We start from the raw sequence: 24,825 nt of genomic DNA, 5'->3' as shown, positions 1-24,825 counted from the left end.
GCGACGAGCGTCACTCCGGGAGCGACTCCTCCGGCGGCGCCGCGTCGAGGACCGCCAGCTCGATCCCGTCGCCGGCGCGGTCGAACGCGGCGACCGCGTCGTCGTCGTACGGCGGGACGGCCACGAGCACGATCGCCGCGAGGTCGTCCGTCTTCGACAGGCCGAGGAACCTGTTCGGATGCGAGACGAACCGCGCCCCGCCCCGGCCCGCGGGCGTCCCGATGTCGACGCCGAACACCGCGTTCACCGAGCCGCCGACTCCCGCGGGCGTGAAGTGGGTCAGCACCGGTATCTCCGGATCGAGCCCCGTCTCGTCGTCGAACTCGTCGGCACGCGTCGCCGAGAGCTTCAGGCTCGTCTCCTCGGGATCGCGGTCGGCGGCCTGATCGAGCAGCACCGTCAACAGGTCGCGCGTGATGTGGATCACGAGCGGCGCGGTCCCGACACGGTCAGATCCCGAGCGCCGAGCGCAGGGTTCGCGCGTATAGCCTCGGGGCCTTACTGCGCGAGCCTGAGAGCGCGTCCTCGACGGCGATCGCCGCTCGCTCTTCGACGCCGACGCCGTGTCCCACGCGTACCCGTTCCGGGTTCAGTCCCGAGAGCGCCTCGGTCGGGGGCGTCAGCCGGAGCATCGGGTGGACACCGATCCGCTCGCGGTTCCCCCGGAAGTACGAGGCGGAGCCGAGCGACTCGGGAACGATCAGCGTCTCGCCGTCGAAGAACCCGACCTCCTGCCACGGCGGAACCGAGGAGTCTCGGATCCGGAACGTCTCGAACCCCGAGTCCGCCAGGCGCGAGCCGAACCGCCTGACGGGCGCGTCGAGGTCGTCGGCGACGCCGGTCATCCAGTCGGCGACGTAGACGGGTACGTCGTGTCGGGTCGCGATCGCCGCGCTGTCGCGTTTGTGCCGGTCGAGACCGATAACGACGCCGGCGACCGCGCCGAGGTCCGCCAGCAGGTCGTCGAGCCCGGGCGCGTCGACCGGGTCGAACACCCAGACGTCGTCCGTCTCGGTCTCCTCGTTCGGGACCGCGACCGCGTGGCTCGCTCGCTCCATCGACTCGCCCGGGTACGCGATCCAGCCGACGCCGCGTCCGAAGCGATCGATCTCGCGGAGCTCAGCGTCGCCGTCAGCTTTCATTCCCATAGCACGTATTCGACCCGGACCCATTTCAACCCGTCTCCGACGAGACCGTCGTCGAGACCGGCAGGACGTGGCTGCCGGCTTGACCGCGCTTCGGTCGCCGACGGTCGGCTCGCATCACGAGCCGGTGTCAGGCGATTGTTCGGTTCGGACGGATACAAAAAGATGCTAGAAGTATATATTAAGGCGGGCCAACGGCGGTGTAAGCACCCCGCTTACCGAGCCGTTAGCGACAGTATATGTGCGGTGCCCGAGCAGTTTTGATAATGAATCGACCGATCAGCAGTCATCACAAACGAGTCGATGACTGATGTCGTCCATCACATCACGAGAGGAGCGGAGAGAACTGACGGTGCTGTTCGTGGGGACACCCCCGGTCGATCTGCAGCGCGTGTGCGACGAGTCCAGCGCGCACGCGATCGACATCAACGTCGCCGCGGACGGTCGAGAAGCGATCAGTCGACTCACCGACGCCGACGAGTCGGCGGACACCGAGGCACCGCCGGACCTCGTCGTCATCCGGTTCGGTTTCCGCTTGCCGGACGGGATAACCGTGCTTCACGCGATCAAATCCAGCCCGCGCCTCGGAGCGGTGCCGGTCGTCGTCCTCGGACGCGACGAGAGCGACGCGGAGACGACGTACGAACACGGGGGGAACGCACACGTGACGGTGCCGGAAACGGCCGACGGACGCGCCGAGATCATCGGGGCGATCGAGCGGTTCTGGTTCGGCTGGGTACGGTATCCGGCGGAGTCCTTAACTGCCGAACAATCGTAAATAGCTTATGCTTAACTCTAACTCGGGGGACGATCCGCTTCTCCCCGGCCATCTCCTCGACAGCGTCTCGCTGCTGTCGAAGAAGTGGCATCCGGCCATTATACGGTGTTTATCCGGGAACGACGAAAACGGGTTTAGCGACATCCAAGGGCGACTCGACGGCATCTCCGCGAAAGTGCTGACGGATGCGCTGGCCGAGCTTCGAGAGTACGAGGTTATCGAGCGTCGAGAGGTGAGCCAGAGCCCGCTCCGTGTCGACTACACGCTGACAGAACGGGGAGCGGAACTCAACGAAGTCATCACCTCGCTCGCCGACTGGGGCGAAGCCCACCTCGCAGAGCCGGCGAGCGAGCAAGTCGTCTTGGTCGCCGACGACAACGCCCGCGTGAGCACGATGCACACGGCGTGGCTCGAAGACGAGTACACCGTCCGGACGGCCCGCGACGGCGAGGAGGCCCTCCGAAGCCTCGAAACCGATGTCGGCGTCGTCGTCCTCGACAGGCGAATGCCGGGCCTCTCGGGGGACGAGGTTCTGGAGTGGATTCGGTCCCAGCGGTACGACATCCGGATCGTCATGGTGACGTCCGAGGACATCGACTTCGACCTCCTCGATCTGCCGGTCGACGAATACCTCACGAAACCCGTCCAGCAAGACACCCTCCGATCGACGGTCGCGGAGCTGTTCGAGCGACGCGAGTACGACGCACAGCTACAGGAGTACCTCGCACTGCAGTCGAAAATCGCGCTCCTCCAGGTTGAGTACAGCGATGAGAGCCTGGAGTCGAACGACGAGTACCAGCGGCTCCGCGGTCGACTCGACGAGCTCGAACCGACGAGCGAAGCCATAGAAGACGCCGACCCCGAGACGTTCGAACGCACCCCGCTGGAGAACACGTCATGAGTACGGAGACAGAGACCCATTCGGTAGACGGCCGGTCGTCGGAGCGAGTACTGGAACGGATCGACGAGGCCGTGTACGCGGTCGACGACGACTGGCAGTTCACCTTCGTCAACGACCGGGCGGCGGCGATGCTCGAGCGCGAGCCGGACGAGCTGCTCGGCAACGAGGTCTGGGAAGCGGTGCCGCGTATCGACGAAGGGGTCGTCGGCGAACGGCTCCGTGAGGCGATGGCAACCCAACGGCCCGTCCGGTTCGAGTACCGCGACGAGGCGCTCGACCGCCCGCTCACGGTTCGGCTCCATCCCGCCGAGGACGGAGTGACGGCGTGTTTCTGCGACGTGTCTGCCGAACAGGGGGAGACGCTCGATAGCAACCGGCAACGCCGGCTGTTCGAGACCGTCTTCGACGAGACGGGAGACGCGCTCGTCGTCCTCGATAGCGACGGACGAATCACCGATTTCAACGGGGCGGCAGAGCGACTCTTCGGCTACGACGCCGACGAGGTGATCGGTGAGGAGCCGCGGTTGCTCTACGCGACGACCGACCACCAAGGGACCGACCGGCGACTCACCGAGGGCCGAGAGCCGGGAGAGACACACATCGTCAGGTACGAGCGCGCTGACGGAACGACGTTCGAGGGCGAGACACACGGGACGCCGCTCAACGGTTCCGACACCCGGGCGGACGCGTTCCTCGTCTCGGTCAGGGACATGAGCGCACGCGCAGGGTTCGACCGCGGGGTAGAGGCGCACAACGACGCGCTCCAAGCGTTCCACGAGATCGCGACCGACGACGATCGACCGATCGACGAGCGGATCGACTCGGTCCTCAAGCTCGGAAACGATCATCTCGGTCTCGACGTCGGTATCCTCTCGAAGATCGGGGACGAGTACACCGTCGAGCGAGCGGTTGCACCGACCGGGACCATCGAGTCCGGCGATCGGTTCGACCTCGGAGAGACGTTCTGCGAGCTGGTCGTCGACGCCGACGAGGTCGTGACGATGACGCACGCGAGCGAGAGCGGGATGGCCTCTCACCCGGCGTATCAGACCCACGCCATCGAAGCGTACATCGGTGCGCCGGTCGTCGTCGACGGCGAACGCTACGGGACGATCAACTTCTCGCGGTCGACGCCGCGCCAGCGACCGTTCTCGGCCGGCAACCGCACGTTCGTCCGCGTTCTCGCGCAGTGGGTCGGCAAAGAGCTCAGTCGGCGCCGCTACAAACGAGAGGCGACTGCGAACCGTGATCGGCTGCGACAGATCATCGATCTGCTGCCGCAGTTCGTGTTCGCAAAGGACAGAGACAACGAGTACATCCTCGCGAATCAGGCGATCGCCGACGCCTACGGCGCGACCGTCGAGGAGGTCGAGGGGTCGACCGACGCCGACTACGTCACGTCGGAAGCCGAGGCCGAGCAGTTCCGCGAAGACGACCTGGCCGTCATCGACTCGGCCGAGCCCAAACAGATCCCCGAAGAGAGGCTGACGACCGCCTCCGGTGAGACGCTGACGGTGCGGACGACGAAGATCCCGTACGACCCGATCGGGCACGAGAAGGAGGCCGTGCTCGGCGTGGCGACCGACATTACCGAGGCGAAACGCCGGGAGCGAGAGCTTGAGGAGACGACACAGCGACTGAACGTCGCCTTAAAGGGAACCAACGCTGGCGTCTGGGAGCTGGACCTCGAGACGAGAGCGGTGATTTGGACCAAATCCATAATGCGGCTGTTCGGCCTCGACCCCGACACCACCGAGGGGACCTACGAGGAGTTCATCGAACTCGTCCACCCCGAGGACGTCCCTGACGTACGCAAATCGTTGGAAGGGCCGACCGAGGACGGGGACACGCTCCAGGTAGAGTACCGGATCGAGCAGGACGACGGCGACTACATGTGGGTCGAAGCCCGTGCAGAGCTGCTCGTGAGCGAGAACACGGGACGCCGACTCGTCGGCATTGCGACGGACATCACCGAGCGCAAGGAGCGAGACGCCGAAATCGAACTCCAGTCGGCGGCGATGGAGGTGGCGATGGACGGGATCGCCATTCTCGACGACGACGAGTACGTCTACATGAATCAGGCTCACGCCGACATCTTCGGGTACGAGCCCGAGGAACTGATCGGTCGGGAGTGGCGAGCGGTGTATGCCGACGACGAGATCGAGCGGGTGGAGTCGGAGGTGTTTCCGGAGCTCGCTGAGACCGGCGCGTGGAGCGGAGAGACTCTCGGTCGAAAGCGGGACGGAACTCCCGTGTACCAGGATCTCGGTCTCTCGCTGCTCGAAAGCGGTGAGCTGATCTGCACGAACCGAGACGTCACCGACCGAAAGGAGCGTGAACAGCGACTCCAACGCCAGCAGTCGCGGCTCCGCGCGTTGTTCGACAACTCGCCGGACGGCATCATCGTTCACGACGCAGAGGGATCGATACTCGACGCGAACGACACCCAACTGGAGGTGCTCGGCCTCGAACGGGAGGACCTCGAGTCGATGAACGTCGTCGACTTCGAGGTCGGTCCCGAACGCGGCGACCTCGAGTCGGTGTGGAGCGAGATGACCGACTACGAGGTCCTGAAAGTCGAAGGAGAGCACCGCCGACAGAACGGGGAGACGTTCCCCGTCGAGGTATGGGTGAACAAGGTCGCGGTCGACGGCAGCGACCAGTACATCGCCGTCTCCCGCGACATCACCGAGCAGAAGCGCCTCGAACGCTCGCTCCGCGAGAGCGAACGGTCGCTCCGGGAGCTCACCGGTATCGCGTCGGACACCGACCGCGACTTCGAGGACAAGCTCACGGCGCTGCTGGAACTCGGGACCGAACGACTCGGGCTCCCGTACGGCTTTTTAAACCGGATTGAGGGCGGGAGGCAACACACCGTCCGAGCCGTGGGTGACCACCCCGAGCTGCAGACGGGTGCGTCCGCCCCACAATCGGAGACGTACTGTCGAGAGACCGTTCAACAGGCGGGACCGCTCACCATTCAGAACGCGGTCGACGAAGGGTGGGACGGCGATTCGGCGTACGAGCGGTTCGACCTGGCCTGTTACATCGGCGCGACGGTCACCGTCGACGGCGAGACGTACGGCACGCTCTGTTTCGCCGACGACGACGGCCGCGACCACGAGTTCGATGACACGGAGCGCGCGTTCGTGGAACTGCTCGTCCAGTGGATCAGTCACGAACTCGCCACGGCGTCCTTCGAGTCGCAGCTCCGAGACCTCAACGAAACGGCACAGCGGCTCATGAGCGCGCCGTCCAAATCACAGGTCGCGTCTATCACGATAGAGAGCGTCAGCTCGATCTTGGGCATTCCGATCACCGGCGTCTGGTGGTACGACGAGAAACGCGACGCGCTCGTTCCGGAGTGTACGACCCCGGAGGCCGGAGAGTACATAGACGAGCAGCCGGTCTTCGAGAGCGGGGAAGCGCTCGCGTGGGACGCGTTCACGACCGGCCAGATGCAGGTGCACGACGATCTGACCGACGTCGACGGCCTGCACAACGACGAGACGGTCCTTCGGTCAGAGGTCATCGTTCCGCTGGGAGAACACGGTATCGTCTCCGTCGGCTCGATCGATCAGCGGGCGTTCACCGAGACGGATCTCAACCTCCTCGAAGTGTTGTCGTCGACCGTCGAAGCCGCGCTCGTCCGTGCTGAGCGCGAAGCGGTGTTACGCGAGACCCAAGCGGAACTCAAGCAGTCTAACGAGGAGCTCGAACAGTTCGCGTACGCCGCCTCACACGACCTGCAAGAGCCGCTCCGAACGGTCTCAAGCTATCTCACGCTGTTAGAACGGCGCTACGGCGACGAACTCGACGACGACGCCGGCGAGTTCATCGAGTTCGCCGTCAACGGAGCCGATCGGATGCGAGAGATGATCCAGGCGCTGCTGGCCTACTCACGCGTCGACACCCGCGGAGAGTCGTTCAAGCCGGTGGGTATCTCGGAGCTCTTCGACCGGGTCGTTGAGGGACTCAAAGTCAAGATCACGGAGACCGATGCGACCGTGTCGGCGCCGACGACCGAGGCCACGGTCGTCGGTGATCAGGCGCAACTTGCGCAGTTATTCCAGAACCTGATCGACAACGGGATCAAGTACAACAAAGGCGAGCCGGTGGTCGACATTTCGGTCGCCCACCGCGAGGAGTCGGTCGTCTTCGAGGTGACCGACAACGGAATCGGCATGGAGCCGGATCAGACCGAGGACATCTTCGAGGTGTTCCATCGGCTCCACACCCGCGAAGAGTTCACCGGGACCGGTATCGGGCTCTCGATCTGTCGAAAGATCGTCGATCGCCACGGGGGCGAGATCAGCGTCGACTCGGAGCCGAGTGAGGGGTCGACGTTTATAATCACCCTCCCGAAAGGTGAGACGACCGATGTGTAAGTCAACCGATGACTCACCGCCCCCGCGAGTGGTCGCCGTTGAGGACAACCCCGCGGACGTTCGGTTAGTTGAGGAAGGAGTCGCCGACGCCGGAGTCGAACTCGACTTCGCAGTCGTCAACAGCGGGCGGCAGGCGATCGACCAGTTCACGGCAGTTGATGCTGACACTCCGCTGAAACACCCAGATTTAATACTCTTAGATTTGAATCTTCCAGGTAACTCAGGATTCGATGTGCTCTCGACGATCCGGAACGAGACTGCCTTTCAGGACGTCCCTGTAGTGGTCATCTCCAGTTCTGAGAGTCAAGACGACATCGACCGCGTTTACGACCTCTCGGCGAACGCCTACGTCACGAAACCGGTCGATCCCGACGACTACATCGAGATGGTTATCGCCACCGTCGAATTCTGGATTGCGCCGATCTCAAATACAGCTTCCAATGACTAACGCAGAGCCCACACACATCCTCCTCGTCGAGGACAACCCGGCCGATGCTCGCTTGATCACCGAATACGTGTCCGAGAGCTCGTGGGGAGACGCCGACGCTCCGGCGCCGGCCATCACCCACGTCGAGCGACTCGAGGCCGCTCGCGAAGCGGTCGCCGACGACGTCGACGTCGTCCTCCTGGATCTCGGCTTACCCGATAGCACCGGCGTCGAGACGCTCGACGAGATGGTCCAAGCCGTCACCACCGAACCGATCGTCGTTCTGACCGGACTCGAGGACGAGCGCGTCGGGGAGGAGGCGATCGAACGCGGGGCCCAAGACTACCTGGTGAAAGACGACATCACGCCGCGATTGCTTCAACAAACGGTCCAGTACGCGATCTCGCGAGAGCAACAGCAACAACAGCTCCGCCAGCGGAACGCCGAACTCGCGCTGTTGACCCAAGTCGTTCGCCACGACATCCGAAACGACGTCGGCGTGATCATGGGATGGGGTGAAACTCTCGGAGACCACGTCGACGCTCAGGGAGAAGCGCATCTCGAGCGAATGCTGAACGCCGGGGAGCATATCGCGAGCATCACTGAAACCGTGGGGGATTTCCTCGACGTGCTCGGGGACGGTGGCGATCCGGACCTTTCCCCGGTCGACCTTGAGAGCGTCCTCACGAACGAAATCGACAAGGCGCGGTCGGCTTACGAGGACACGACCATCACGATCACCGGAGACGTCGACGACGCGCTCCACGTGACGGCGACGGAGTTGCTTTCCTCGGTGTTTCGGAACCTCCTGAACAACGCGGTGGCACATAACGACAAACCGGAGCCGGAGATAACCGTCCACGTCGAGAGCAACGACGAGACGATCGCCGTCCGGATCGCCGACAACGGGCCCGGAATTCCGGACAGCTACAAACAGGAGATCTTCGGTCGGGGAGAGATGGGGCTGGAAAGCTCCGGCTCCGGGATCGGGCTCTATCTCGTCGACACCCTCGTCGAGATGTTCGACGGCGAGGTCGTCCTCGAAGACAACGAGCCCGAGGGAAGCGTGTTCACGGTCGTCCTCCCTCGGTCGAGGAAGCCTACCGAAACCGATCACGAGGCCGTGTGAGAGACGCGCGTCGTTTATAGGGCTGACTGCGGGCCTGACGGACCTCGCGACCGGCGCCGACCGAACCCGGCGGAATCGCCCGACACGCGTCTCGGGCGGTCTCAGACTCTCGTCGCCGGACGGCGTATCCTATCCCGAGAACTCGGACTCGCTCACCCTGACGACCACGGTCTCCTCGACGTCGCGGAGGTCGTACTCCGGCGTCTCGCCCTGTGTCCGCCGGACGTAGAGAGGTTCGACCGGCCGCCCGTCGACGAGCCCGAACACCTTCAGGCGCTGGTCGGTCTCCTCGGGGGGGACGACGCCGTCGCGCACCTCGCGTGCGAGATCGCGCGAGAGCCACTCGTCGGGAGAAACCGACGGCTCGCGGACGAGCGCCTCGTCGACGAAGCGCACGAGGTACCAGTTGAGGTCATTTAAAAGCGACACCGCGGCGCCGAGGCTCACGGTGTCGACGGCGAGGCTGTTCTCGAAGGGCTCCTCGATGTCGTAGGTCGCGAGCGCGTCCCGGGCCGTCTCGCGGGACAGCAGCTCGTAGGTGAGGTTCACGTCGGGGTCGCCGAGGAGACACACCCGCGTCACACGCTACGTGACTCGGCCGCTCCACAAATCGGTTGCGGTCGTCAGGGTCGGAATCCGGAGAGTCGCTCTCGCCGCCGCCGGCTCAGAACGTCGACACGTCGCCGTCGATGACGCTGCGGGTCACGTCGGTGACGTTCGCCAGCTCGCGATCGACGATCTCGCGGACCTCGGGTTCAATGTCGTCGATCGCGACGCCCTCCTCGGTGACGAGCTGCGCGTCGGCGACGTGGGGCTCGTCGATCGGGCGCCCGATCTGCGAGAGCAGGCGGACCTGCAGGTCGCGGATCCCGTCGACCTCCTGGGTGACGGACTCCGCGATCCGGGTCGACAGGAGGTTGTAGATCTTTCCGATGTGGTTGACGGGGTTCTTTCCGGAGGTCGCCTCCATCGACATGGGACGATTCGGAGTGATGAGTCCGTTCGCGCGGTTGCCGCGCCCGACGGAGCCGTCGTCGCCCTGCTCCGCGGAGGTGCCGGTGACGGTGAGGTAGACCGAGCCCTCGTCGTAGTCGTCGGCGGTGTTGACGTCGACGTGGACCTCCCGGTCGGTGTGGTCTTCGGCCAGGGCGGTGACGAACTCGCGGACGTCCTCGACCGCGTCGTCGTAGTCGTCGAGGTCGTCGATGTACCCATCGACCATCGCGGCCGCCACGGTGATGTCGATCTGGTCGCCCTCGCGTTTCCCCATGATCTTCACGTCGGGGCCGAGCTCCGGGTGTTCGTCGTGGTACGTCGTGTTGAGTTCCTGTTCGGCCTCGTACACGATCGTCTCCGTCTCCGTCAGGGGCGCGTGGCCGACGCCGAAGGAGGTGTCGTTGGCCATCGGCACCTGCTGGGTCTCCTCGCCGAAGACGTCCTGGAGGTCGCCCGAGCCCTCGCCGAGCTTCACGTCGACGATCACGTCGGTGCCGTACTCGAGCTCCGGAATCGCCTCGGAGAGGTAGTCGCGGGCGGCCGCGAGCGCGGTCGAGTCGACCGGAAGCTGCTCGCCCTCGTACTCCTTCGTGGCGCGTCCGACGATGAGCACGTAGAGCGGCTCGACGACCTCGCCGCCGCCGTACGCGGGCGCGGCGCGGCCGGCGACCAGCTGTGTCTCGTCGGTGTTGTAGTGAAGCACCTTGCCGACGCGGTCCAAGTAGAGCTGCGAGAGCGCCCGCGACACCGACTCCGCGATACCGTCGCTGATCGAGTCCGGGTGTCCGATACCCTTGCGCTCAACGATTTCGACCCCCTGGTCCTCGACCGCGCGGCGATCGAGGCGGCTGACCTGTATGTTCCGGTCCATTACGTTGCGGTACTTGTCCGGTGGCAGTATAACTTGCGGAAACCTCCTGCGACTTGGTAATGTCCCTGGGTTATCTTTTGGCAGAAGTTGACGCTACTTCACCGCCTCGTACGCCTCCGCCATCACGTCGAGCGCCTCGCGGAGCTCGCTCTCGTCGGTCGCGTACGAGATCCGAGCGTGGCCGCGCCCGCCCTCGCCGAACGCCTCGCCGGGCACGACGATCACCCCGCGGTCGAGACACTCGTCGACGAACCCCTCCGGCACTCGGGGCATCGCGTAGAAGGCGCCTTGCGGCGTGGGACAGTCGAGGCCGATCTCGTCGAGGCCGTCGAGGACGAGGTCCCGTCGCCGCTCGAAGGAGGCGGTCATCTCGTCGACGACCCCGCGGTCGCCGCGCAGCGCGCCCTCCGCCGCGTACTGCGCCGGAGCCGAGGCGCACGCCTGCGCGTACTGGTGGATGCGAAGCATGCGCTCGACGCGCTCGTCCGAGCCGTACACCCAGCCGAGCCGCCAGCCCGTCATCGAGAACAGCTTCGAGGCGGAGTTGACGACGACGACGCTGTCGGTTTCCGCGAACTCCATCGGCGAGTGGTGGCTCCCCTCAAAAACGGTGTACTCGTACACCTCGTCGGAGATGCAGAGCACGTCGTGTTCGTCCGCGATCCGCGCGAACTCCCGGATGTCTTCCTCGGAGGAGACCGCCCCGGTGGGATTCCCCGGAGAGTTCACCACGAACGCTGCGGTCTCGTCGGTGATCGCGGCCTCGATCGCGGCCGGATCGATCGTGAGGTCGTCCCGTAGCGGGGCGGGGACCGGCTCGCCGCCCGCGAGCTTCGTCAGCGCGTCGTAGGAGACGAACCCCGGGTCCGGGATCACCACCTCGTCGCCCTCGCTCACGTGCGCCTCCATCGCGACGTGGAGCGCCTCGCTCCCACCCGCGGTGGCGATCACGTTCGCGGGGTTGAGGTCGATCCCCTGGTCCGTCCGGTGCTTCTCGGCGATCGCCTCGCGCAAGGATCGCGTCCCTTTGTTCTCGGTGTAGGCGTCTGCCTTTCCGCTCTCGATCGCGTCGACGGCCGCCTGACGCGCGTGGTCCGGCGTCGGGAAGTCGGGCTGGCCGAGCCCGAGGTTGATCGCGTCGTCGCCGGCCGCCTCGAACACCTCGCGGATCCCGCTGATGGAGATCCGCTCGACCCTGTCGGAGAAGTTCGGCATACCCGTTCGGGGGCGCCGCCGGGAGTTAGTTCTTGTCACGTCGCGTCCGCTTCCACACCGGGCGCCGCTCGTCGCGTCCGGGCGGGTCCCGGAGCCGGCCGTCTTCGTCGACCGGCAGCGCGAACCGTCCGCGGAGCACGCTGAACACCTCTCTCGGGGTTGCGCGGAGCAGCGCGTCGTCGACGGCCCGAAGCCGGAGCTGCGGGCGGCCGTCTCCCGCCGGTACCTTGATCGCCTCCACCAGCCCGCGCCGCACGAGAGCCCGACGGTCGTCGGTGAGGTCCTGTCCGGGGGCGATGCCGAGGCCTTCGTCGGACGCTGCGCTTCTGTCACGCCCGCCCTCCGCTCCGTCGCCGACCCACCGCCGGAGGTCCCACAGTAAGTGGTCGTTTCGCGCTGCCAGCGCGACGAGGAGCGTTCGGTCGGTGATCTCACCGGTCCGACCGATCGCGCCGTACGGGAGCGCGTCGAGCACCGCCGCCACGTCGTCCGCGAATCGGTCGTCGAGCGTCCCACGTGCGGCCGCGAGCAGGCGGCTTCGCGCGGGCATGCCGACGGTCGCGGGCCTCGCCGCCTCGAACTGCGCCGTCGCCGCGCGGAACGCCGCCGCGGCGGTCGCATCTTTCGTCTCGGAAACGAGCGTTCGGTCTTCGTACGGACCCGCAACCGCGTCGACGCGGTCCGGCGTCGCGAACACGAGCGGTCGAGCCGCGGCAGTGACGTCCCGGTCGTCATCAGAACCTCCGTCGCCCGCGACCGTTCGGAGCTCGATCGCTTCCTCCGTGACCGCCTCAGAGATGGCGGTGCCGAGGACGAACGCGCGCCCAAGCGCATCGGCGACACCCGACCGGCAGGCGATTCGCCACGGTGTGTCGTCCTCGGTCCGCTCCCGAGCCGCGAGGACCGGCGGGAGCAGCCCGAGCGGGACGCCGACCGCGACGACGCCGGACCGCCCCGCGAGCGCGTCGGCGAGCGCGGTGGCGAGTTCCGTGCCGTACTCGTCGAGCGCGGCGGCGACCTCGGAGGGTTCGGCGGGAGGAGCGTCAGCCCCTCCGTTTCCGTCACCGGCAGCGCCCTCGTCGGTATCGTCGCCGTCCTCGCCTGTCGGAGGGACCATACGCCCCGTGGCGGCGGAATCGGAAAGAACGTTGCGCCGGCTCAGAGGCGATGTTCAGACACGCAAATTCCATACGAACGCGACCGATCTCACCCGGTTTATGGGGTATTCATTCTCAATTATTCATTCTCAAATGTTTATTATTAATTTATTTGTACATTCCAAACAATTATCATAGATCCGGTTGGTATTTTATGGGCAATGTCAGAGGATAATGCAGATGACGAGACAGAAGGCGGACAGTCGCGACGAACGTTTATGAAAACGACCGGCGTAGCGGCCACCGCGACGGGACTCGGGTTCGGCGCGGAAACCGCCGCGGCTCAGGGAAAGGCGTTCCAGAAACTGATCAACCGGATGTCGGTCAAGGAGAAGGCGGGGCAGATGCTGCAACCGGTCATCGGATCGCTCGACCCGACCAGCAAGGTGGGTCACGAGCAGGTCGAGACGGTCGGTGACCTCTTCACGGAACTCGGAACTGGATCTGTCCTGTCCGGCGGCTCCGCGCCGCCGACCTTCGATCCAGCGGAACTGGTCGCCGGCATCAACGAACTCCAGCGGTATAACCTCGCGAACTCGACGCACAGCATCCCGTTTTTCTACGGGATCGACGGCACCCACGGCGCGGCCTACGTCGACGGCGCGACGGCGCTCCCACAGCGGCTCAACATGGGAACGACGCGCGACCCGGAGCTGATCGAACGGGCCGAAGAACACACGTCGGACATGATCGCGGCCACGGGCTGTCACGAGACGTACGCCCCGACGATCGAACTCCAGCGCGACCCACGCTGGGGTCGGTACTTCGAGGGGATCAGCGAGTCCACGAAGGTCCTCGGCGACATCTCGGCCGCGCGCAACCGGGCGCTGGAGACCAACGACCGCGTCACCGCGACGCCGAAGCACTTCGCCGGCTACGAGGTGCCGCACAACGGCAACGACCGGGCAGCTGCCGACACCTCGATGCGGGACCTCCGGGAGACGCTGCTGCCACCCTTCGAGGTCACCCTTCAGGAGGGCGGTGGCATGGTGATGGTCAACAGCGGGTCGGTCAACGGCGTGCCCGCCCACGCTTCCTCCTGGCTGCTGACCGAGGTCCTCCGCGGGGAGTACGGCTTCGAGGGCGTGATCCTCACCGACTGGAACGACCTCTACCGGATGATCGGCATCCACGAGATGTTCCCCGACACCACAGAGGGCAAGAAGATGGCCGTCAAGGCCGCTATCGAGGCGGGCGTCGACATGGTCATGCTCGGCGGCGGCAACGACGGCCGGCCGGTGGACCCGGTCCAGTTCGTCACTTTCGTCGAGGAACTGGTCAACTCCGGCGAACTCTCCGAGAAACGTATCGATGAGTCCGTCCAGCGTATTCTCGAACTCAAACAGGAGCTCGGCCTGTTCGCTGACCCCTACGCCGACGAGTCGGAGGTCGTCGACCTCGTCGGCAACGACGAGTCGGTCCAGCTGTCGACGGACATGGCCAGGGAGTCGATGGTGCTGGTAAAAAACGACTCCCTAACCGAGGGCGGCGACTCGGTGCTGCCGCTCTCGGGAGACGAGAACCTGCTGGTGACCGGCCCCGGGGTCAGCCCCGGCGGGATCGAAAACCGCATGCTGATGCAGTACGGCGCCTGGACGCTCGGCTGGCAGGGCATCGAGGGCGGCGGTCTCTCGGAAGACGGTCCACGACCGGCCGGCACCACGATGATGGAGGAACTGGAGGACGCGTTCGGTAGCGAGAATATCACGCACGTCCCGACGACGATCAACCGCAGTAACTGGTGGGCGGCCGACGGCCTCACTGCTCACGAGGAGATGGTGCCGACGGAAGACTGGATGGGCACCGAGGCGTACGACTTCACGGACGAGCAACGGAGCGCCGTCGAGGACGCGGCTCCCGACGCCGACGTCGTCGTCGTCGTGCTCGGGGAAGCGCCGCACAACGAGGGGTTCGGGGACCGCGATACGCTCGAACTCCCCGAGACCCAGCGCGAGATACTCCAGACGGTCGTCGACAACGTGAGCGACGACACGCCGATCGTCGGCGTCGAGTACGCGGGCAGTCCCCGCGGCAACCAGACGACCTTTCAGCATTTGGACGGGTTGCTGTTCGCAGGCCAGCCCGCGACCGGCGGCGGCACCGCCATCGCCGAGACGCTGCTGGGCGAGTACAACCCCTCGGGCAAACTCGGGTTTACCTGGCCCCAGAGGGTCGGTCACGGCCCGGCCCATCACAACGCCTGGCCCGGCAACCGTCACGACCCGCTGTACCCCTACGGGCACGGGCTCTCCTACACCACCTTCGAGTACTCGAACCTCGAAGTCAGCCCGAGTTCGCTCGGGAACCCGGCCGGCGGATCCGCGGTCAGAGTCCGCGTCGACGTGACGAACACCGGGAACGCGGCCGGCGAACACATCGTCGAGGTGTACAACACCCAGTCGTACGGGTCGGTCATGCACCGCGACACGCGAGTCGTCGGCTACGAGCGCGTCCAGCTCGACCCCGGAGAGACCCGGCGCGTCACGGTCCCGGTCGACCTCACGGCGCTGGAGGTCGTCACCGGCGACGTGCCGGGTACCGGTCCCAAGCTCGTCGAGGCCGCCGACTACACGCTGACCGTCGATCCGGGCAGCGACATGGCGGCGACGCTCACGGTCAAAAACTCAGGGCCGGTCGAGAGGGGGCGTTCGAATACGCTCTGAGCACTCCCGATTCAGGGCGCCCGCGCGAACACCAGGTACCCGGTGTGGCCGACGCCCGCGGTGGAGGGACGAGAGCCGCGGTCGGAGAAGTCCATCTCGCGTTGGATCGTTTCGAGCGTCTCGATCCCGCTGAGGCCGGCCTCGCGGGCTGCGAGGACCGCCTCGCGGGTGCCCTCGACGAACGGGGAGTAGACGGCGAGACAGCCGCCGGAGACGAGCAGCTCGTCGGCGCGCTCGACGACCGCCGGCGCGTCGCCGGTGTCGAGCGTGAGCGCGTCGAACGGCTCTCCCTCGGCGAGCCCGTCGAGCTCCTCGGTGAGGTCGCCGGTTCGGACCTCGACGCGATCGGCGACGCCCGCGGTCTCCATGTTGGCGCGGGCGACCTCGGCGAACTCGTCGTCGATCTCGTAGGTGGTCACGTCGGCGCCGGCCCGCCCGAGATAGGCGGCGAGGATCCCCGACCCCGTGCCGGCGTCGAGCACGCGGTCGCCGCCGGACGCGCCGGTGTGGCCCATCACGAGCCCCACGTCGCGGGGCATCATCGGCGCGCCGGTGCGTTCGAGGTGGTTGAACAGGTCAGGCCCGCGGAGCTCGCGGACCTCGAAGACGGTGCCGAGGTGCGTCTCGACGGTGTCGCCGCCCTCGACGTCGTCAGGGACGTCGAGCACGCCGAGATCGGTGCCGAACTCCTCGCCGGGCTCCAGCAGGTACTCTCGGTCGTCGTGGACCAACAGGTACGCGGCGTCCGTCACGCCGAATCAGTCACTCCAGCTCCGCGATCGCGGCCGCGAGGTCGCCGTCGGTGTCCTCCAAGGCTTCGCGGGCCGTCGACTTCGGGACGCCAGCGCGCTCGGCGACGAGCGCGACGTCCTCGTCGGGGATGCCGGCGTCGTCCGCGTCGGCCGCCTCGTCGGCCGCCTCGTCGTCCGCCTCGACCACGCCGCCCTCGACCGCCGAGGGGCTCCCTCCCGCGCCGGCGTCGGCGACCGCGTCGGGCGAGCCGACGATCTGGTAGGTCTCCTGCCCTTGGGCGTCCATCTTGGTCACCTGGGCGCCGTCGAAGACGAGGTCGTCGCCGTCGGCCGTCTCGATGACGACCCGCTCGGCGTCGAGCTCCTCGACGTCGATCCCCATCTGTTTCATCATCTGTTTCATCTTTCGCGGGTTCATGCCGCCTCCTCCGAACATACGCCCAAATTCGGCGGGACGACACAAAAAGGGTGGCGACACGGGACGGCTGGGTCCGGACGCGACCATCGGACCCGGCGAGCCCGACCGAGAAAGCGGGGTTCATACGTCACCGAACCCGAATCCGGGTATGTATCTCGCAGACCGCACGTGGCCGGAACTCGGTGAGGCGCTGTCCGACGAATCCGTCGCGCTCGTCCCGCTCGGCTCCACGGAACAGCACGGTCCGCACCTGCCGTTAGCGACCGACCACCTGATCGGCGAGGCGCTCGCGACCGCGGCCGCCGAGGAGACGGGCGCGATCCGCACCCCCACGGTAACCGTCGGCGTCAGCCCGCACCACCGGCAGTTCCCGGGGACGATGTGGGTCGACCCACCGGAGTTCCGCGACTACGTCGAGTCGTTCACGCGGAACCTCGCGTACCACGGGATCGACCGTGTCGTGTTCGTGAACGCCCACGGCGGTAACGTCCAGCACCTCCGGGAGGTCGGCCGCCGACTCCACGAGGACGAGACGGCGTACGCGATCGAGTGGATGTGGGACGAGTCGATCCCGGAGCTCGTCGACGACTTGTTCGAGCACAACGGCCCGCACGCGGGCCCGAAGGAGACCGCGATGATCACCCACATCGCCCCGGAGCTCGTCAAAACGGACCGACTGGCGGACGCCCGCGACGACGGACTCGTCCACCTCGACGAGTCGGACGCGGTGGTCCACGGCGCTCGGACCTACTACGACTCGATCGACAACTCCGCGAACGGGGCGTTCGGCGACCCGACAGACGTGACCCCTGAAAAGGCGGCGCGCCTATTCGAGGCCGCGACGGACCAGCTCGTTCAGTTGGTCGAGTGGCTCGACGCCCGCGACCGTGCGGAGCTGTTACCGAAGGACCGCGTCGCATAGCGCTCCCCGTCTCCGTTTTGACACTTTTTAAATAACGTCGTCGCGTCCGCTGAGGATCGGGTCGAGCGCGGCGTCGAGCCCTTCTCGGCGCCCGTCGAGAACGCCGAACCGCTCGTCGCGGCGGCGTTCCAGCCACCGCAACAGCCGCGCGGCCCAGTCGAGCTTCTTCGCTTTCATCGGGTTCACGTCTGGATCGTCGAAGTCCCAGCCCGGGAACACGAGGCGTCCGGCGCCGACGTGGTCCGCGAGGAAGGCGGCGCGGTCGCCGTCGGTGAACCCTCCGAGGTTTCGAACCGGCCCGACTGGGGCCGCCTGTGTCGTCGCCAGCGTTGCCTCGTCTGCGAATTGGGGGAGCCACTCGCGGACTGCCGGGATGTTGTCGCCGTGGGCGTGGGCCGCGACCGGAACTCCTTCGTAGGTGAGTTCCGCCGCGGTCTCGGGGTTCTTGTCGAGGTCGGTCACCATGCAGTCGACGGCGACGCCGCGGTCGCGGAGGGTGTCGGCGGCCGTGGAAGCGGCCACGACCACGTCGGCGTCGCGTGCGATGTCGACCTCGTCGGTCAAACACGGCGCGGCGCCCGCTATCGCCACCGTCTCGCCGCGCCAGTCGCCGAGGCGGTCGAGCGGGAACGGCGTCGCGAGCTCCCCCGCCACGTCGCGAGCGCGTTCGTCGGCCGGTCGGCCGAAGCCGAAGTCGGCGAGGATCGCTTTATAAATGGGTTCGAAGGTCGTGAAGTTCATGCGTAAATCACCGCTGTCAGCGTGGCGATGTCGGGGGCGGTACGGCCGCCCGATGGCGGCGAGAGACGGCGCCGGCGCTGGCGGGGTGGAATATGGTATGGACCGGAGTGGCACAGGATACCCCTACCCGCGTGCCCCTCCGGCGTCCACTGGGCTGGTTGTCTGTACGACGGCATAAACTTTCTCTTACTTGGAAGTGTCGTCGATCGTTTTCAGTGCGGCGGCGAGCGGGGCTGAAACGCCCGAAGCGGCAGAACGAACCGCTGACAGCCCGGAAGATGTCGTAACGAGGATTCCGGCGCTGCCGTTCGTGGGAGGTCCGCCGTCGGTTGCCGAGGTCGGTTCCGTGGCCTCGAGGGCGGACCCGGCGACGGCGAAGGCCGCGTCGGCGTCGGGCTCAGCGGCTGCCGCCCGGAGCGCGCCGACGGCCTCGTCGGCGAGCCCGCGCAGTTCGTAGGTCCGGACGACGGCGTCGCCGGCGACGGACGGGTCGGCGGCGAGCCGGTCGACGTGGCGCTCGGCCTCCTGGACGGTCGTCACGTCAAGCTCCTCGACGGCGACTTCGCCTGTCTCGGCGTCCGAGCGCGCCCGTCCCCGAGCGAACTCGGCTCCCACGAGAGCCGCGTCTCGGGTCTCGGCCACGTCGTGGGTTCGGATCACGTGGGCGCCGCGCTCGACCGCCATCGAGGTGGCCGCCAGCGAGACGGGCAGCGCTTCCTCGGTGCTTCGACCGGCGATCGACTTGAGGAAGCTCTTCCGGTTGATCGACACGAGTAAGGGACGGCCGTAGCCGCGGAACTCGCGGAGCCGGTGGAACGTCTCGCGGTCGTCGGCGTGCGTCTTCGCCTCGGACCACCCGCCGAACGCCGGATCGAGGATCGTCTTGTCGGTGAGGCCGTTCATCGACAGCGCCTCGTAGATATCGTCGACGGCTTCGATCGCCCCCGGCCGCTCCAGATCCGGCGGAGAGGCCATCTTTGAGACGGCGACGTCGTGTTCGCGGCAGACCCTGGGCATCTCGGGGTCGGCGAACCCGCAGATATCGTTGACCATGTCGAACCCGCGCGCGAGCGCCTCGTCGGCGACCTCGTGGTAGCGCGTCTCGATCGACCAGACGGCGTCGCCCGAAGTCGATTCGAGGGTCTCGATCGCGGTGTCGAGGCGGTCGAGCTCCTGTTCGGCCGAGAGCACGTCCAGGTCCTTGTTGGCCGATTCGAGCCCGACGTCGACGATGTCGGCGCCCTCGCCGATCAGTTCCTCGTCGACGTACTCGGCCGCCTCGCCGGGGTCGTCGTACACGCTCGGGTCGTAGGGCGACTCCTCCGAGACGTTGAGTACGCCCATGATTCGGGGCGGGTGGTCGTCTCCGATTCCGAGGCCCGCGGCGTCCACGTTTCGCATACCAGTACCACGGGCGCGAGCGACATAAACGGGACGAGTGAACGACGGGACGAGTGAACAGAGCCGACGACGGGGGCTGAACCACCGAGGGATCGGTCGGGTGAGAGCGGTGACCAGCGAGGGTCGTCGAGCGGTTCGCGTCCCTGACGAGACGTGTCAGTGTGAGACATGACGGCAGCCGTCGGGCACGCGTTAATACCGTCCAGAACGTACGTTCTGTATGAACACGAAGTCTGAAGACCGATTACTCGGAGTCGCGTCAGCCGCCCTCATCGTCACGATAGGCGGCGAACTGCTCGGGAGTCAACTGCTCGTTACGGTCGGCGCGGCCGGGTTCGTCATCGCGCTCCTGGCGCTGTTCGCGGTCATGAGCGTCGTACTCGCAGTGGGCGTCGCTCGGTTGCCGGAGCTGAACGGCCCCGACCCGACGGTTACGGAACGAGTTCGATAGTCGGAGTCACAGCTCGAACGCGAGCGAGTCGCCGACGTCGACGCCCTGTCTCTCGGTCCACTTATACGGGACTTCCAGCACATACTGACCCGAACCAGGGTACTCTTGATCACTCCCGTCCTCGTTAGGTCCCGGTTCGGGCGCGTTGTGAATCTCGACAATCGTCCCCTCGGCGTCGGCGTAGACGATGTCGATCCCGAAGTCCATGTTCGGCATGATAAACGTCAGTGAGTCCCGCGGTTCTGGGAACACGAACAGCATCCCGGCGTTCTCGGGAAGTGTGGGGGCGTCGCTGAGGCCGAGGCCCCATTCGTTTCCCGTTCTTGCGATCGCGGCCAACACCGCACCCAAATCGTCGCCCTCGGGGGTCCGAACCGTGACCGTGGTCGCGTCGTAGTCGGCGTACGTCCCGGAGGGCCAGTTGGTCGGAAGGTCGGAGGTGCCGGTGTCGTTATCTGTGCCGGCATCGGCGTCGCTCTCGCCCTCATCGTCCTCCTCGCCCTTACTGTCCCCACCGCCCGTCGTCGGAGCGGTCCCGCCGCAGCCCGCGAGCCCACCGATCGACGCGACACCCACGGCAGCGAGCACTTCCCGTCGTCGCATTGCCGGGGGTACGGCCCGCGTCCGTATAGGCCTCGCGAACGGGGCGTTCGTCCCCGGAAGGACGCGTTTTTATCCGCGCCACGTATAGCGACGATCATGGCGAAAGTGAGCGTCGGCCTCCGCGGATGGCGGTTCGACGAGGAGGAAATCTTCACCGACGACGAGGAGCTGAGACCCCTCGACGAGATCCCCGAGGAGCCGCGAGAGCGCCTGCTCCGGCTCGTCGGCCTCGTCGAGGAGCCCTGCGACGTCTGTTATCTCGAACACGGCGAAGCCGAGGTCCAGCGCTGTAACCAGGCCGAGATCGTGTACGGCGAACCCAGAGGCGAGGTGCTGCTCTGTCCAGAACACGAGCCGGACCTGCTCTACTGGTTCCGCGAGGAGGGGGGGAGCGAACACGCCGGCACCCTCGAGTTCGGCGATCGCTTCCACGAGTGGGTCGCCGCGGGCAACGAGGCTCCGGAGGGGTACGAGTCCGTCGAGCACGTCGACGAGGACCCCGACGGCCTACCGGACCTGCCGGACCAGCAGGACGTCCAGGAGCGCGTCGAGCAGGACTTCGAAGGCGACCGGATCGACATCCTCGAACTCGCCGGGCAGAGCGGTGACGAGGAGGACGAACTGAGCGAGGATGACTTCGAAGGCGTCGACCTCTCGACCGACTACCCGTCGAACCGATGAGCGGAGGAGACGAGGGCGGTGTCGGCGACGACGACGTTGACGAAGGTGCCGACGTCGACGCCGACACTGGCGCCGACGTCGACGCTGACACCGGCGCCGAACCCCGGACCCGCCGCAAGCCGGTCGTCGTCGTCGTCGAGCCGGAGACCCCCGGTAACGTCGGCACCATCGCCCGGGCGATGAAGAACTTCGGCCTCTCGGATCTGAAGTTAGTCGACCCGCCGGAGTTGGACGAAGAAGGGGAGGCGTACGGCTTCGCCGGCCACGCCCGCGAGGACGTCCTCCCGAACGCCGACGAGGTGACCTTCGACGAGATCGTCGCGAACTACCACACGGTCGGTACCACCGCGATCACCGGCGAGGACGACCAGAGCCACGAGCGGTTCCCGTTTAAAACGCCCGCGGAACTGCGAGAGTCCTTAAAAACCGTCGACGCGCCGACCGCGATCGTCTTCGGCCGAGAGGGCCGCGGGCTCAACAACGAGGAACTCTCGCGGCTCGACGAGGTGTGCTCGATCCCCGCCGACGACGACTACCCAGTGTTGAACCTCGGGCAGGCCGCGACGGTCCTCCTGTACGAGCTCCGCGAGCTGACCGTCGAGGAAACCCAGCTCCCCGACACCGCGGTCACCCGCGCACCCGAGCCCGATGTGGAGCGCTTCCACGAGTTCTTCGGCGACTTCCTCGAGACCACCGGCCAGCGCGAACACGTGCGGGAAAAGAACGCGCTGTTGATGCGCCGGCTGCTCGGGCGCGCGCACCCGACCGAACGCGAGATCCACTCGCTTTTAGGGACGTTCCGCAAGGCCAACGCGAAGCTGGAGCACGCCGACCACCTCGCGGCGAAGTACGACGAGCCCGTCTACCCGCGAAAGTGACCGTGGACGGAGACCTCCTCGACGACGACTCCCCCGACGGCAACCACTCCGACGGCGACCTCTGGGCCGGGATCCGAGACGTGTCGCCGCTGCTGCTCGGAATCGTCCCGTTCGGGCTCGTCGCCGGCATCGCCGCCGTCGACGCCGGGCTCGGACTCACGGAGGCGGTCGGGCTGTCGGTGATCGTGTTCGCGGGGGCCTCACAGCTCGCAGCGATCGAACTGATCGGGAAGGACGCGCCGCTCGCGGTCGTGGTCGGCACCGCGGTCGTGATCAACCTCCGGATGGTGATGTACTCGGCCTCGATCGCGCCGCACTTCGCGGACTACGGTCGCCGGCTTCGAGCGGTCCTCGCGTACGTGCTCACCGATCAGGCGTACGCCCTCTCAGTCGCGGAGTTCGAGCGGAACTCGGAGCGGAGCCGGTGGCGCTACTACCTCGGCGCGGCCGTGACCCTGTGGGTCGTCTGGCAGATCGCGACGGTGGTCGGCGTCGTGGTCGGCGCCAGCGTCCCCGACGCGTGGGGGCTGACCTTCGCGGTCCCGCTGGTGTTCCTCGCGCTCCTCGTCCCCGCGATGAAGGACCGACCGACCACCGCCGCGGCCGTCGCCGGCGGAACGATCGCGGTCGTCGCCGCCGGGTTGCCGCTGAACCTCGGCCTGCTCGCGGGGGCCGTCTCCGGAATCGTCGTCGGCCTATTGACGGAGGTGTTCGGCGAGTGACGGGCGCTTCGGTTTTGGCTGGCTCGCTCGAAATCTGGCTCGCCATCGTCCTCATCGGAGTCGCGACGTACGGGTTCCGGCTCTCCTTCATCCACCTGTTCGGGCGCATCGACGAGGTCCCCGCCCGGATCAAACGACCCCTCCGATACGTTCCGCCGGCGGTGCTCGCGGCGCTCGTGTTCCCCTATCTCGTGACGATCCGACCCTCGGTCGCCGCCACGCTCGCCGACGAGCAACTGATCGCGGGCGTCGTCGCCGGCGTCGTCGCGTGGCGCACGGAGAACGTGTTCGCGACGATCGCGGTCGGGATGGTCACGCTGTGGCTGTTCCGGTTCGTCGTGTTCGCCTGAGAACGGCGACTCCGCGCGAGGCGACCGCGCCGGCGACGAGTTCCCTCAGGAAACGAACTTCAGCAGGTCGTCGCGGTTGTGCTCGTGGAAGCGAGTCCGGAGGCACTCCTCGAGCGCCTCGATGTCGCCGCGCTTCGCGCAGATCGGGGCGATTCGGTCGGACCACTGCTGCCACGGCGGGTACAGGCCGAGCCGGTCACAGATGGCGTCGAGCCGCTCGTCGAGGTCGTCGATCTTGTCGGTCTTGTTGACGGCGACGATTGGCTCGACGCCCACGTCCTCGAGGAAGCCGAACATCTCCACGTCGTGGGGGATGTTCCCGCGCTCGGCGTGGCGGTCGATGATGTCGACGGCGGCTTTCCCGTCCATCACGACGACGCCCGCGAGGATCGAGTCGGCGTTGTCCTCCAAGTAGCGGACGATGTTCGTCTTGATCGCCTCGCGGTGCTCCTCTTCGACGCCGGACATGAACCCGAACCCGGGGAGGTCCGTGAACATGAAGCTCTCGCTGGTCCAGTCGAAGTGGTTCGGCTGCCGGGTGACTCCCGGCTTGCCGCCGGTCGAGAAGTCGTGGCCCGTCAGTTCGCGCATCAGCGTGGACTTGCCGACGTTTGAGCGCCCCACGAGGACAACCTCGGCGTCGCGGTCCGGCCGGTCTTCGAACATACCTGTACGTGGGCGCGTGGGCGGTTTAAAAGGCGCGTCGCGGAACGCACTGCTGTGACGCCGTCAGTACGCGAGGTCGTCGCCGCCGACCGCGCTTGCGTTGCCGCCGGCCGACTCCGCCCCGATCCGGTCGTTCACGCTCGCGAACGCCGAGCCGAACATCCGGAAGACGGCGACCTGCCCGTAGAACTGGACGAACGGGAGGAGCAGAATACCGACGACGGTGATCGCCAGCACCGCGGTGACGATCCAGATAACCACCGCAACGACGATGGGCATGAGCACCGCGACGAGGTACTCGGTACTGAGAAGCGTCGGTTTCAGCAGGTCGAGGTCGAACGCGGCGCCGATCTCGCCGCGGGCCGCGTACGCGGACAGCGCCGCGGGAACGGCGTAGTAGATGAGGAAGAGCACGGGAGTGAATCGCCTCGGGGTCAAGCCCCGAGGCTTCCTGTTTCCACGACGCGCTTTGCAGACACTTGATTGGTGTCCATAGGGAGCGCAGTCTCCACAGGCGTATCTTCGGGCCATCCCAGCCCTAACTCAGAAAAGCCGCGTTGCAGGACATTC

The 24,825-nt window shown here is 66.5% G+C and carries 24 protein-coding genes and 2 pseudogenes; 12 read left to right on the top strand and 14 right to left on the bottom strand.

Annotated elements, in window-relative coordinates:
- Window positions 1-10 precede the first annotated feature (10 nt).
- A complete protein-coding gene (locus tag ACNS88_RS14640) occupies window positions 11-427 on the bottom strand; it encodes a JAB/MPN domain protein-containing protein (protein WP_435099145.1) in 417 nt (138 codons plus the stop codon).
- 22 nt (window positions 428-449) lie between these two features.
- The gene (locus ACNS88_RS14635) at window positions 450-1,142 is read right to left on the bottom strand and encodes a hypothetical protein (protein WP_435099233.1); all 693 of its coding nucleotides are present in this window, start codon (window positions 1,140-1,142) and stop codon (window positions 450-452) included.
- A 313-nt stretch (window positions 1,143-1,455) separates the two neighbouring features.
- Between ACNS88_RS14635 and ACNS88_RS14630 the strand changes: the two genes are divergently transcribed.
- Genes ACNS88_RS14630 through ACNS88_RS14610 form a run of 5 tightly spaced genes read left to right on the top strand, consistent with a single transcriptional unit; the run spans window position 1,456 to window position 8,768 of the window.
- The gene (locus ACNS88_RS14630; RefSeq protein ID WP_435099143.1) at window positions 1,456-1,923 is read left to right on the top strand and encodes a response regulator; all 468 of its coding nucleotides are present in this window, start codon (window positions 1,456-1,458) and stop codon (window positions 1,921-1,923) included.
- 7 nt (window positions 1,924-1,930) lie between these two features.
- Window positions 1,931-2,824, top strand: a complete 894-nt coding sequence (locus ACNS88_RS14625; RefSeq protein ID WP_435099141.1) for a winged helix-turn-helix transcriptional regulator — start codon at window positions 1,931-1,933, stop codon at window positions 2,822-2,824.
- Window positions 2,821-7,212: a PAS domain S-box protein gene (locus ACNS88_RS14620; protein WP_435099139.1), complete on the top strand. Its 4,392-nt coding sequence runs from the start codon at window positions 2,821-2,823 to the stop codon at window positions 7,210-7,212. The genes ACNS88_RS14625 and ACNS88_RS14620 overlap by 4 nt, the downstream gene beginning before the upstream one ends.
- A 28-nt stretch (window positions 7,213-7,240) precedes the next feature.
- Window positions 7,241-7,660, top strand: a complete 420-nt coding sequence (locus ACNS88_RS14615; RefSeq protein ID WP_435099137.1) for a response regulator — start codon at window positions 7,241-7,243, stop codon at window positions 7,658-7,660.
- On the top strand, window positions 7,653-8,768 hold the full coding sequence (locus tag ACNS88_RS14610; protein ID WP_435099135.1) for an ATP-binding response regulator: 1,116 nt from the start codon (window positions 7,653-7,655) through the stop codon (window positions 8,766-8,768). The genes ACNS88_RS14615 and ACNS88_RS14610 overlap by 8 nt, the downstream gene beginning before the upstream one ends.
- 129 nt (window positions 8,769-8,897) lie before the next feature.
- On the opposite strand, the gene ACNS88_RS14605 is transcribed toward ACNS88_RS14610, so the two are convergent.
- The 4 genes from ACNS88_RS14605 to ACNS88_RS14590 all read right to left on the bottom strand — a co-directional run bounded on the left by ACNS88_RS14605 (window position 8,898) and on the right by ACNS88_RS14590 (window position 12,967).
- A complete protein-coding gene (locus tag ACNS88_RS14605) occupies window positions 8,898-9,350 on the bottom strand; it encodes a DUF5804 family protein (RefSeq protein ID WP_435099133.1) in 453 nt (150 codons plus the stop codon).
- Between the two features lie 82 nt (window positions 9,351-9,432).
- Window positions 9,433-10,635 carry a methionine adenosyltransferase gene (locus ACNS88_RS14600; protein ID WP_435099132.1) on the bottom strand — a complete coding sequence of 401 codons (1,203 nt, stop codon included), beginning with the start codon at window positions 10,633-10,635 and terminating at the stop codon, window positions 9,433-9,435.
- A 93-nt stretch (window positions 10,636-10,728) separates the two neighbouring features.
- Window positions 10,729-11,850 carry a pyridoxal phosphate-dependent aminotransferase gene (locus ACNS88_RS14595; protein ID WP_435099131.1) on the bottom strand — a complete coding sequence of 374 codons (1,122 nt, stop codon included), beginning with the start codon at window positions 11,848-11,850 and terminating at the stop codon, window positions 10,729-10,731.
- 25 nt (window positions 11,851-11,875) lie between these two features.
- Entirely contained in the window at window positions 11,876-12,967 is a 1,092-nt protein-coding gene (locus ACNS88_RS14590; RefSeq protein WP_435099129.1) for a transcriptional regulator TbsP domain-containing protein, read from the bottom strand.
- 258 nt (window positions 12,968-13,225) lie between these two features.
- Here ACNS88_RS14590 and ACNS88_RS14585 point away from each other — a divergent pair, with 258 nt between their 5' ends.
- Window positions 13,226-15,670, top strand: a complete 2,445-nt coding sequence (locus tag ACNS88_RS14585; protein WP_435099127.1) for a glycoside hydrolase family 3 protein — start codon at window positions 13,226-13,228, stop codon at window positions 15,668-15,670.
- A gap of 11 nt (window positions 15,671-15,681) precedes the next feature.
- On the opposite strand, the gene ACNS88_RS14580 is transcribed toward ACNS88_RS14585, so the two are convergent.
- Window positions 15,682-16,422, bottom strand: coding sequence for a methyltransferase domain-containing protein (locus ACNS88_RS14580; RefSeq protein WP_435099125.1), 741 nt, complete (start codon window positions 16,420-16,422; stop codon window positions 15,682-15,684).
- A 10-nt stretch (window positions 16,423-16,432) separates the two neighbouring features.
- On the bottom strand, window positions 16,433-16,858 hold the full coding sequence (locus tag ACNS88_RS14575; RefSeq protein ID WP_435099123.1) for a nascent polypeptide-associated complex protein: 426 nt from the start codon (window positions 16,856-16,858) through the stop codon (window positions 16,433-16,435).
- A 130-nt stretch (window positions 16,859-16,988) separates the two neighbouring features.
- On the opposite strand from ACNS88_RS14575, the gene ACNS88_RS14570 reads away from it, so the two are divergent.
- On the top strand, window positions 16,989-17,762 hold the full coding sequence (locus ACNS88_RS14570) for a creatininase family protein (protein WP_435099121.1): 774 nt from the start codon (window positions 16,989-16,991) through the stop codon (window positions 17,760-17,762).
- Between the two features lie 27 nt (window positions 17,763-17,789).
- On the opposite strand, the gene ACNS88_RS14565 is transcribed toward ACNS88_RS14570, so the two are convergent.
- The gene (locus ACNS88_RS14565) at window positions 17,790-18,503 is read right to left on the bottom strand and encodes a 6-hydroxymethylpterin diphosphokinase MptE-like protein (protein WP_435099119.1); all 714 of its coding nucleotides are present in this window, start codon (window positions 18,501-18,503) and stop codon (window positions 17,790-17,792) included.
- A 186-nt stretch (window positions 18,504-18,689) separates the two neighbouring features.
- Window positions 18,690-19,904, bottom strand: coding sequence for a dihydropteroate synthase (gene folP / locus ACNS88_RS14560; RefSeq protein ID WP_435099117.1), 1,215 nt, complete (start codon window positions 19,902-19,904; stop codon window positions 18,690-18,692).
- Window positions 19,905-20,124: 220 nt separating this feature from the next.
- On the opposite strand from folP, the gene ACNS88_RS14555 reads away from it, so the two are divergent.
- On the top strand, window positions 20,125-20,355 hold the full coding sequence (locus tag ACNS88_RS14555; RefSeq protein ID WP_435099115.1) for a hypothetical protein: 231 nt from the start codon (window positions 20,125-20,127) through the stop codon (window positions 20,353-20,355).
- 6 nt (window positions 20,356-20,361) lie between these two features.
- On the opposite strand, the gene ACNS88_RS14550 is transcribed toward ACNS88_RS14555, so the two are convergent.
- Window positions 20,362-20,958 (bottom strand): DUF192 domain-containing protein, encoded by a 597-nt coding sequence (locus ACNS88_RS14550; protein ID WP_435099113.1) that lies wholly within the window; start codon window positions 20,956-20,958, stop codon window positions 20,362-20,364.
- Window positions 20,959-21,054: 96 nt separating this feature from the next.
- Between ACNS88_RS14550 and ACNS88_RS14545 the strand changes: the two genes are divergently transcribed.
- The 4 genes from ACNS88_RS14545 to ACNS88_RS14530 are packed head-to-tail and all read left to right on the top strand — an operon-like array spanning window position 21,055 to window position 23,589.
- Window positions 21,055-21,639, top strand: coding sequence for a DUF8114 family protein (locus ACNS88_RS14545; protein ID WP_435099111.1), 585 nt, complete (start codon window positions 21,055-21,057; stop codon window positions 21,637-21,639).
- Complete coding sequence (locus tag ACNS88_RS14540) at window positions 21,636-22,517, top strand: RNA methyltransferase (protein ID WP_435099109.1); 882 nt, start codon at window positions 21,636-21,638, stop codon at window positions 22,515-22,517. The genes ACNS88_RS14545 and ACNS88_RS14540 overlap by 4 nt, the downstream gene beginning before the upstream one ends.
- Entirely contained in the window at window positions 22,514-23,239 is a 726-nt protein-coding gene (locus ACNS88_RS14535) for an AzlC family ABC transporter permease (RefSeq protein WP_435099107.1), read from the top strand. Before ACNS88_RS14540 ends, ACNS88_RS14535 begins: the two co-directional genes overlap by 4 nt.
- The gene (locus tag ACNS88_RS14530) at window positions 23,236-23,589 is read left to right on the top strand and encodes an AzlD domain-containing protein (protein ID WP_435099105.1); all 354 of its coding nucleotides are present in this window, start codon (window positions 23,236-23,238) and stop codon (window positions 23,587-23,589) included. The genes ACNS88_RS14535 and ACNS88_RS14530 overlap by 4 nt, the downstream gene beginning before the upstream one ends.
- Before the next feature lie 45 nt (window positions 23,590-23,634).
- Here ACNS88_RS14530 and engB read toward each other — a convergent pair whose 3' ends face one another.
- From engB to ACNS88_RS14515, 3 genes and pseudogenes are all read right to left on the bottom strand, one after another.
- A complete protein-coding gene (gene engB, locus ACNS88_RS14525) occupies window positions 23,635-24,255 on the bottom strand; it encodes a GTP-binding protein EngB (protein WP_435099103.1) in 621 nt (206 codons plus the stop codon).
- A 63-nt stretch (window positions 24,256-24,318) separates the two neighbouring features.
- Window positions 24,319-24,678 (bottom strand): annotated as a pseudogene (locus ACNS88_RS14520) (DUF4013 domain-containing protein); the annotation flags it as partial.
- A gap of 11 nt (window positions 24,679-24,689) precedes the next feature.
- Window positions 24,690-24,825: pseudogene (locus ACNS88_RS14515) on the bottom strand (RNA-guided endonuclease TnpB family protein); the annotation flags it as partial.

Origin of the sequence: Halorubrum shenae (assembly GCF_051194165.1) — an archaeon.
In the GTDB taxonomy this organism is placed as follows: Archaea; Halobacteriota; Halobacteria; order Halobacteriales; family Haloferacaceae; genus Halorubrum.
Note: the sequence above shows the minus strand (reverse complement) of the source record. Positions and strands in the feature narration are given on the sequence as shown.

Excerpts from the sequence above, each read along its gene's own strand:
- ACNS88_RS14575 (WP_435099123.1), bottom strand. The coding sequence starts at position 16,858 with ATGTTCGGAGGAGGCGGCATGAACCCGCGAAAGATGAAACAGATGATG.
- ACNS88_RS14590 (WP_435099129.1), bottom strand. The coding sequence starts at position 12,967 with ATGGTCCCTCCGACAGGCGAGGACGGCGACGATACCGACGAGGGCGCT.
- ACNS88_RS14610 (WP_435099135.1), top strand. The coding sequence starts at position 7,653 with ATGACTAACGCAGAGCCCACACACATCCTCCTCGTCGAGGACAACCCG.
- ACNS88_RS14620 (WP_435099139.1), top strand. The coding sequence starts at position 2,821 with ATGAGTACGGAGACAGAGACCCATTCGGTAGACGGCCGGTCGTCGGAG.
- ACNS88_RS14585 (WP_435099127.1), top strand. The coding sequence starts at position 13,226 with ATGAAAACGACCGGCGTAGCGGCCACCGCGACGGGACTCGGGTTCGGC.
- ACNS88_RS14550 (WP_435099113.1), bottom strand. The coding sequence starts at position 20,958 with ATGCGACGACGGGAAGTGCTCGCTGCCGTGGGTGTCGCGTCGATCGGT.
- ACNS88_RS14625 (WP_435099141.1), top strand. The coding sequence starts at position 1,931 with ATGCTTAACTCTAACTCGGGGGACGATCCGCTTCTCCCCGGCCATCTC.
- ACNS88_RS14555 (WP_435099115.1), top strand. The coding sequence starts at position 20,125 with ATGAACACGAAGTCTGAAGACCGATTACTCGGAGTCGCGTCAGCCGCC.
- ACNS88_RS14540 (WP_435099109.1), top strand. The coding sequence starts at position 21,636 with ATGAGCGGAGGAGACGAGGGCGGTGTCGGCGACGACGACGTTGACGAA.
- ACNS88_RS14570 (WP_435099121.1), top strand. The coding sequence starts at position 16,989 with ATGTATCTCGCAGACCGCACGTGGCCGGAACTCGGTGAGGCGCTGTCC.
- ACNS88_RS14630 (WP_435099143.1), top strand. The coding sequence starts at position 1,456 with ATGTCGTCCATCACATCACGAGAGGAGCGGAGAGAACTGACGGTGCTG.
- ACNS88_RS14600 (WP_435099132.1), bottom strand. The coding sequence starts at position 10,635 with ATGGACCGGAACATACAGGTCAGCCGCCTCGATCGCCGCGCGGTCGAG.
- ACNS88_RS14595 (WP_435099131.1), bottom strand. The coding sequence starts at position 11,850 with ATGCCGAACTTCTCCGACAGGGTCGAGCGGATCTCCATCAGCGGGATC.
- folP (WP_435099117.1), bottom strand. The coding sequence starts at position 19,904 with ATGCGAAACGTGGACGCCGCGGGCCTCGGAATCGGAGACGACCACCCG.
- ACNS88_RS14565 (WP_435099119.1), bottom strand. The coding sequence starts at position 18,503 with ATGAACTTCACGACCTTCGAACCCATTTATAAAGCGATCCTCGCCGAC.
- ACNS88_RS14545 (WP_435099111.1), top strand. The coding sequence starts at position 21,055 with ATGGCGAAAGTGAGCGTCGGCCTCCGCGGATGGCGGTTCGACGAGGAG.
- engB (WP_435099103.1), bottom strand. The coding sequence starts at position 24,255 with ATGTTCGAAGACCGGCCGGACCGCGACGCCGAGGTTGTCCTCGTGGGG.
- ACNS88_RS14635 (WP_435099233.1), bottom strand. The coding sequence starts at position 1,142 with ATGAAAGCTGACGGCGACGCTGAGCTCCGCGAGATCGATCGCTTCGGA.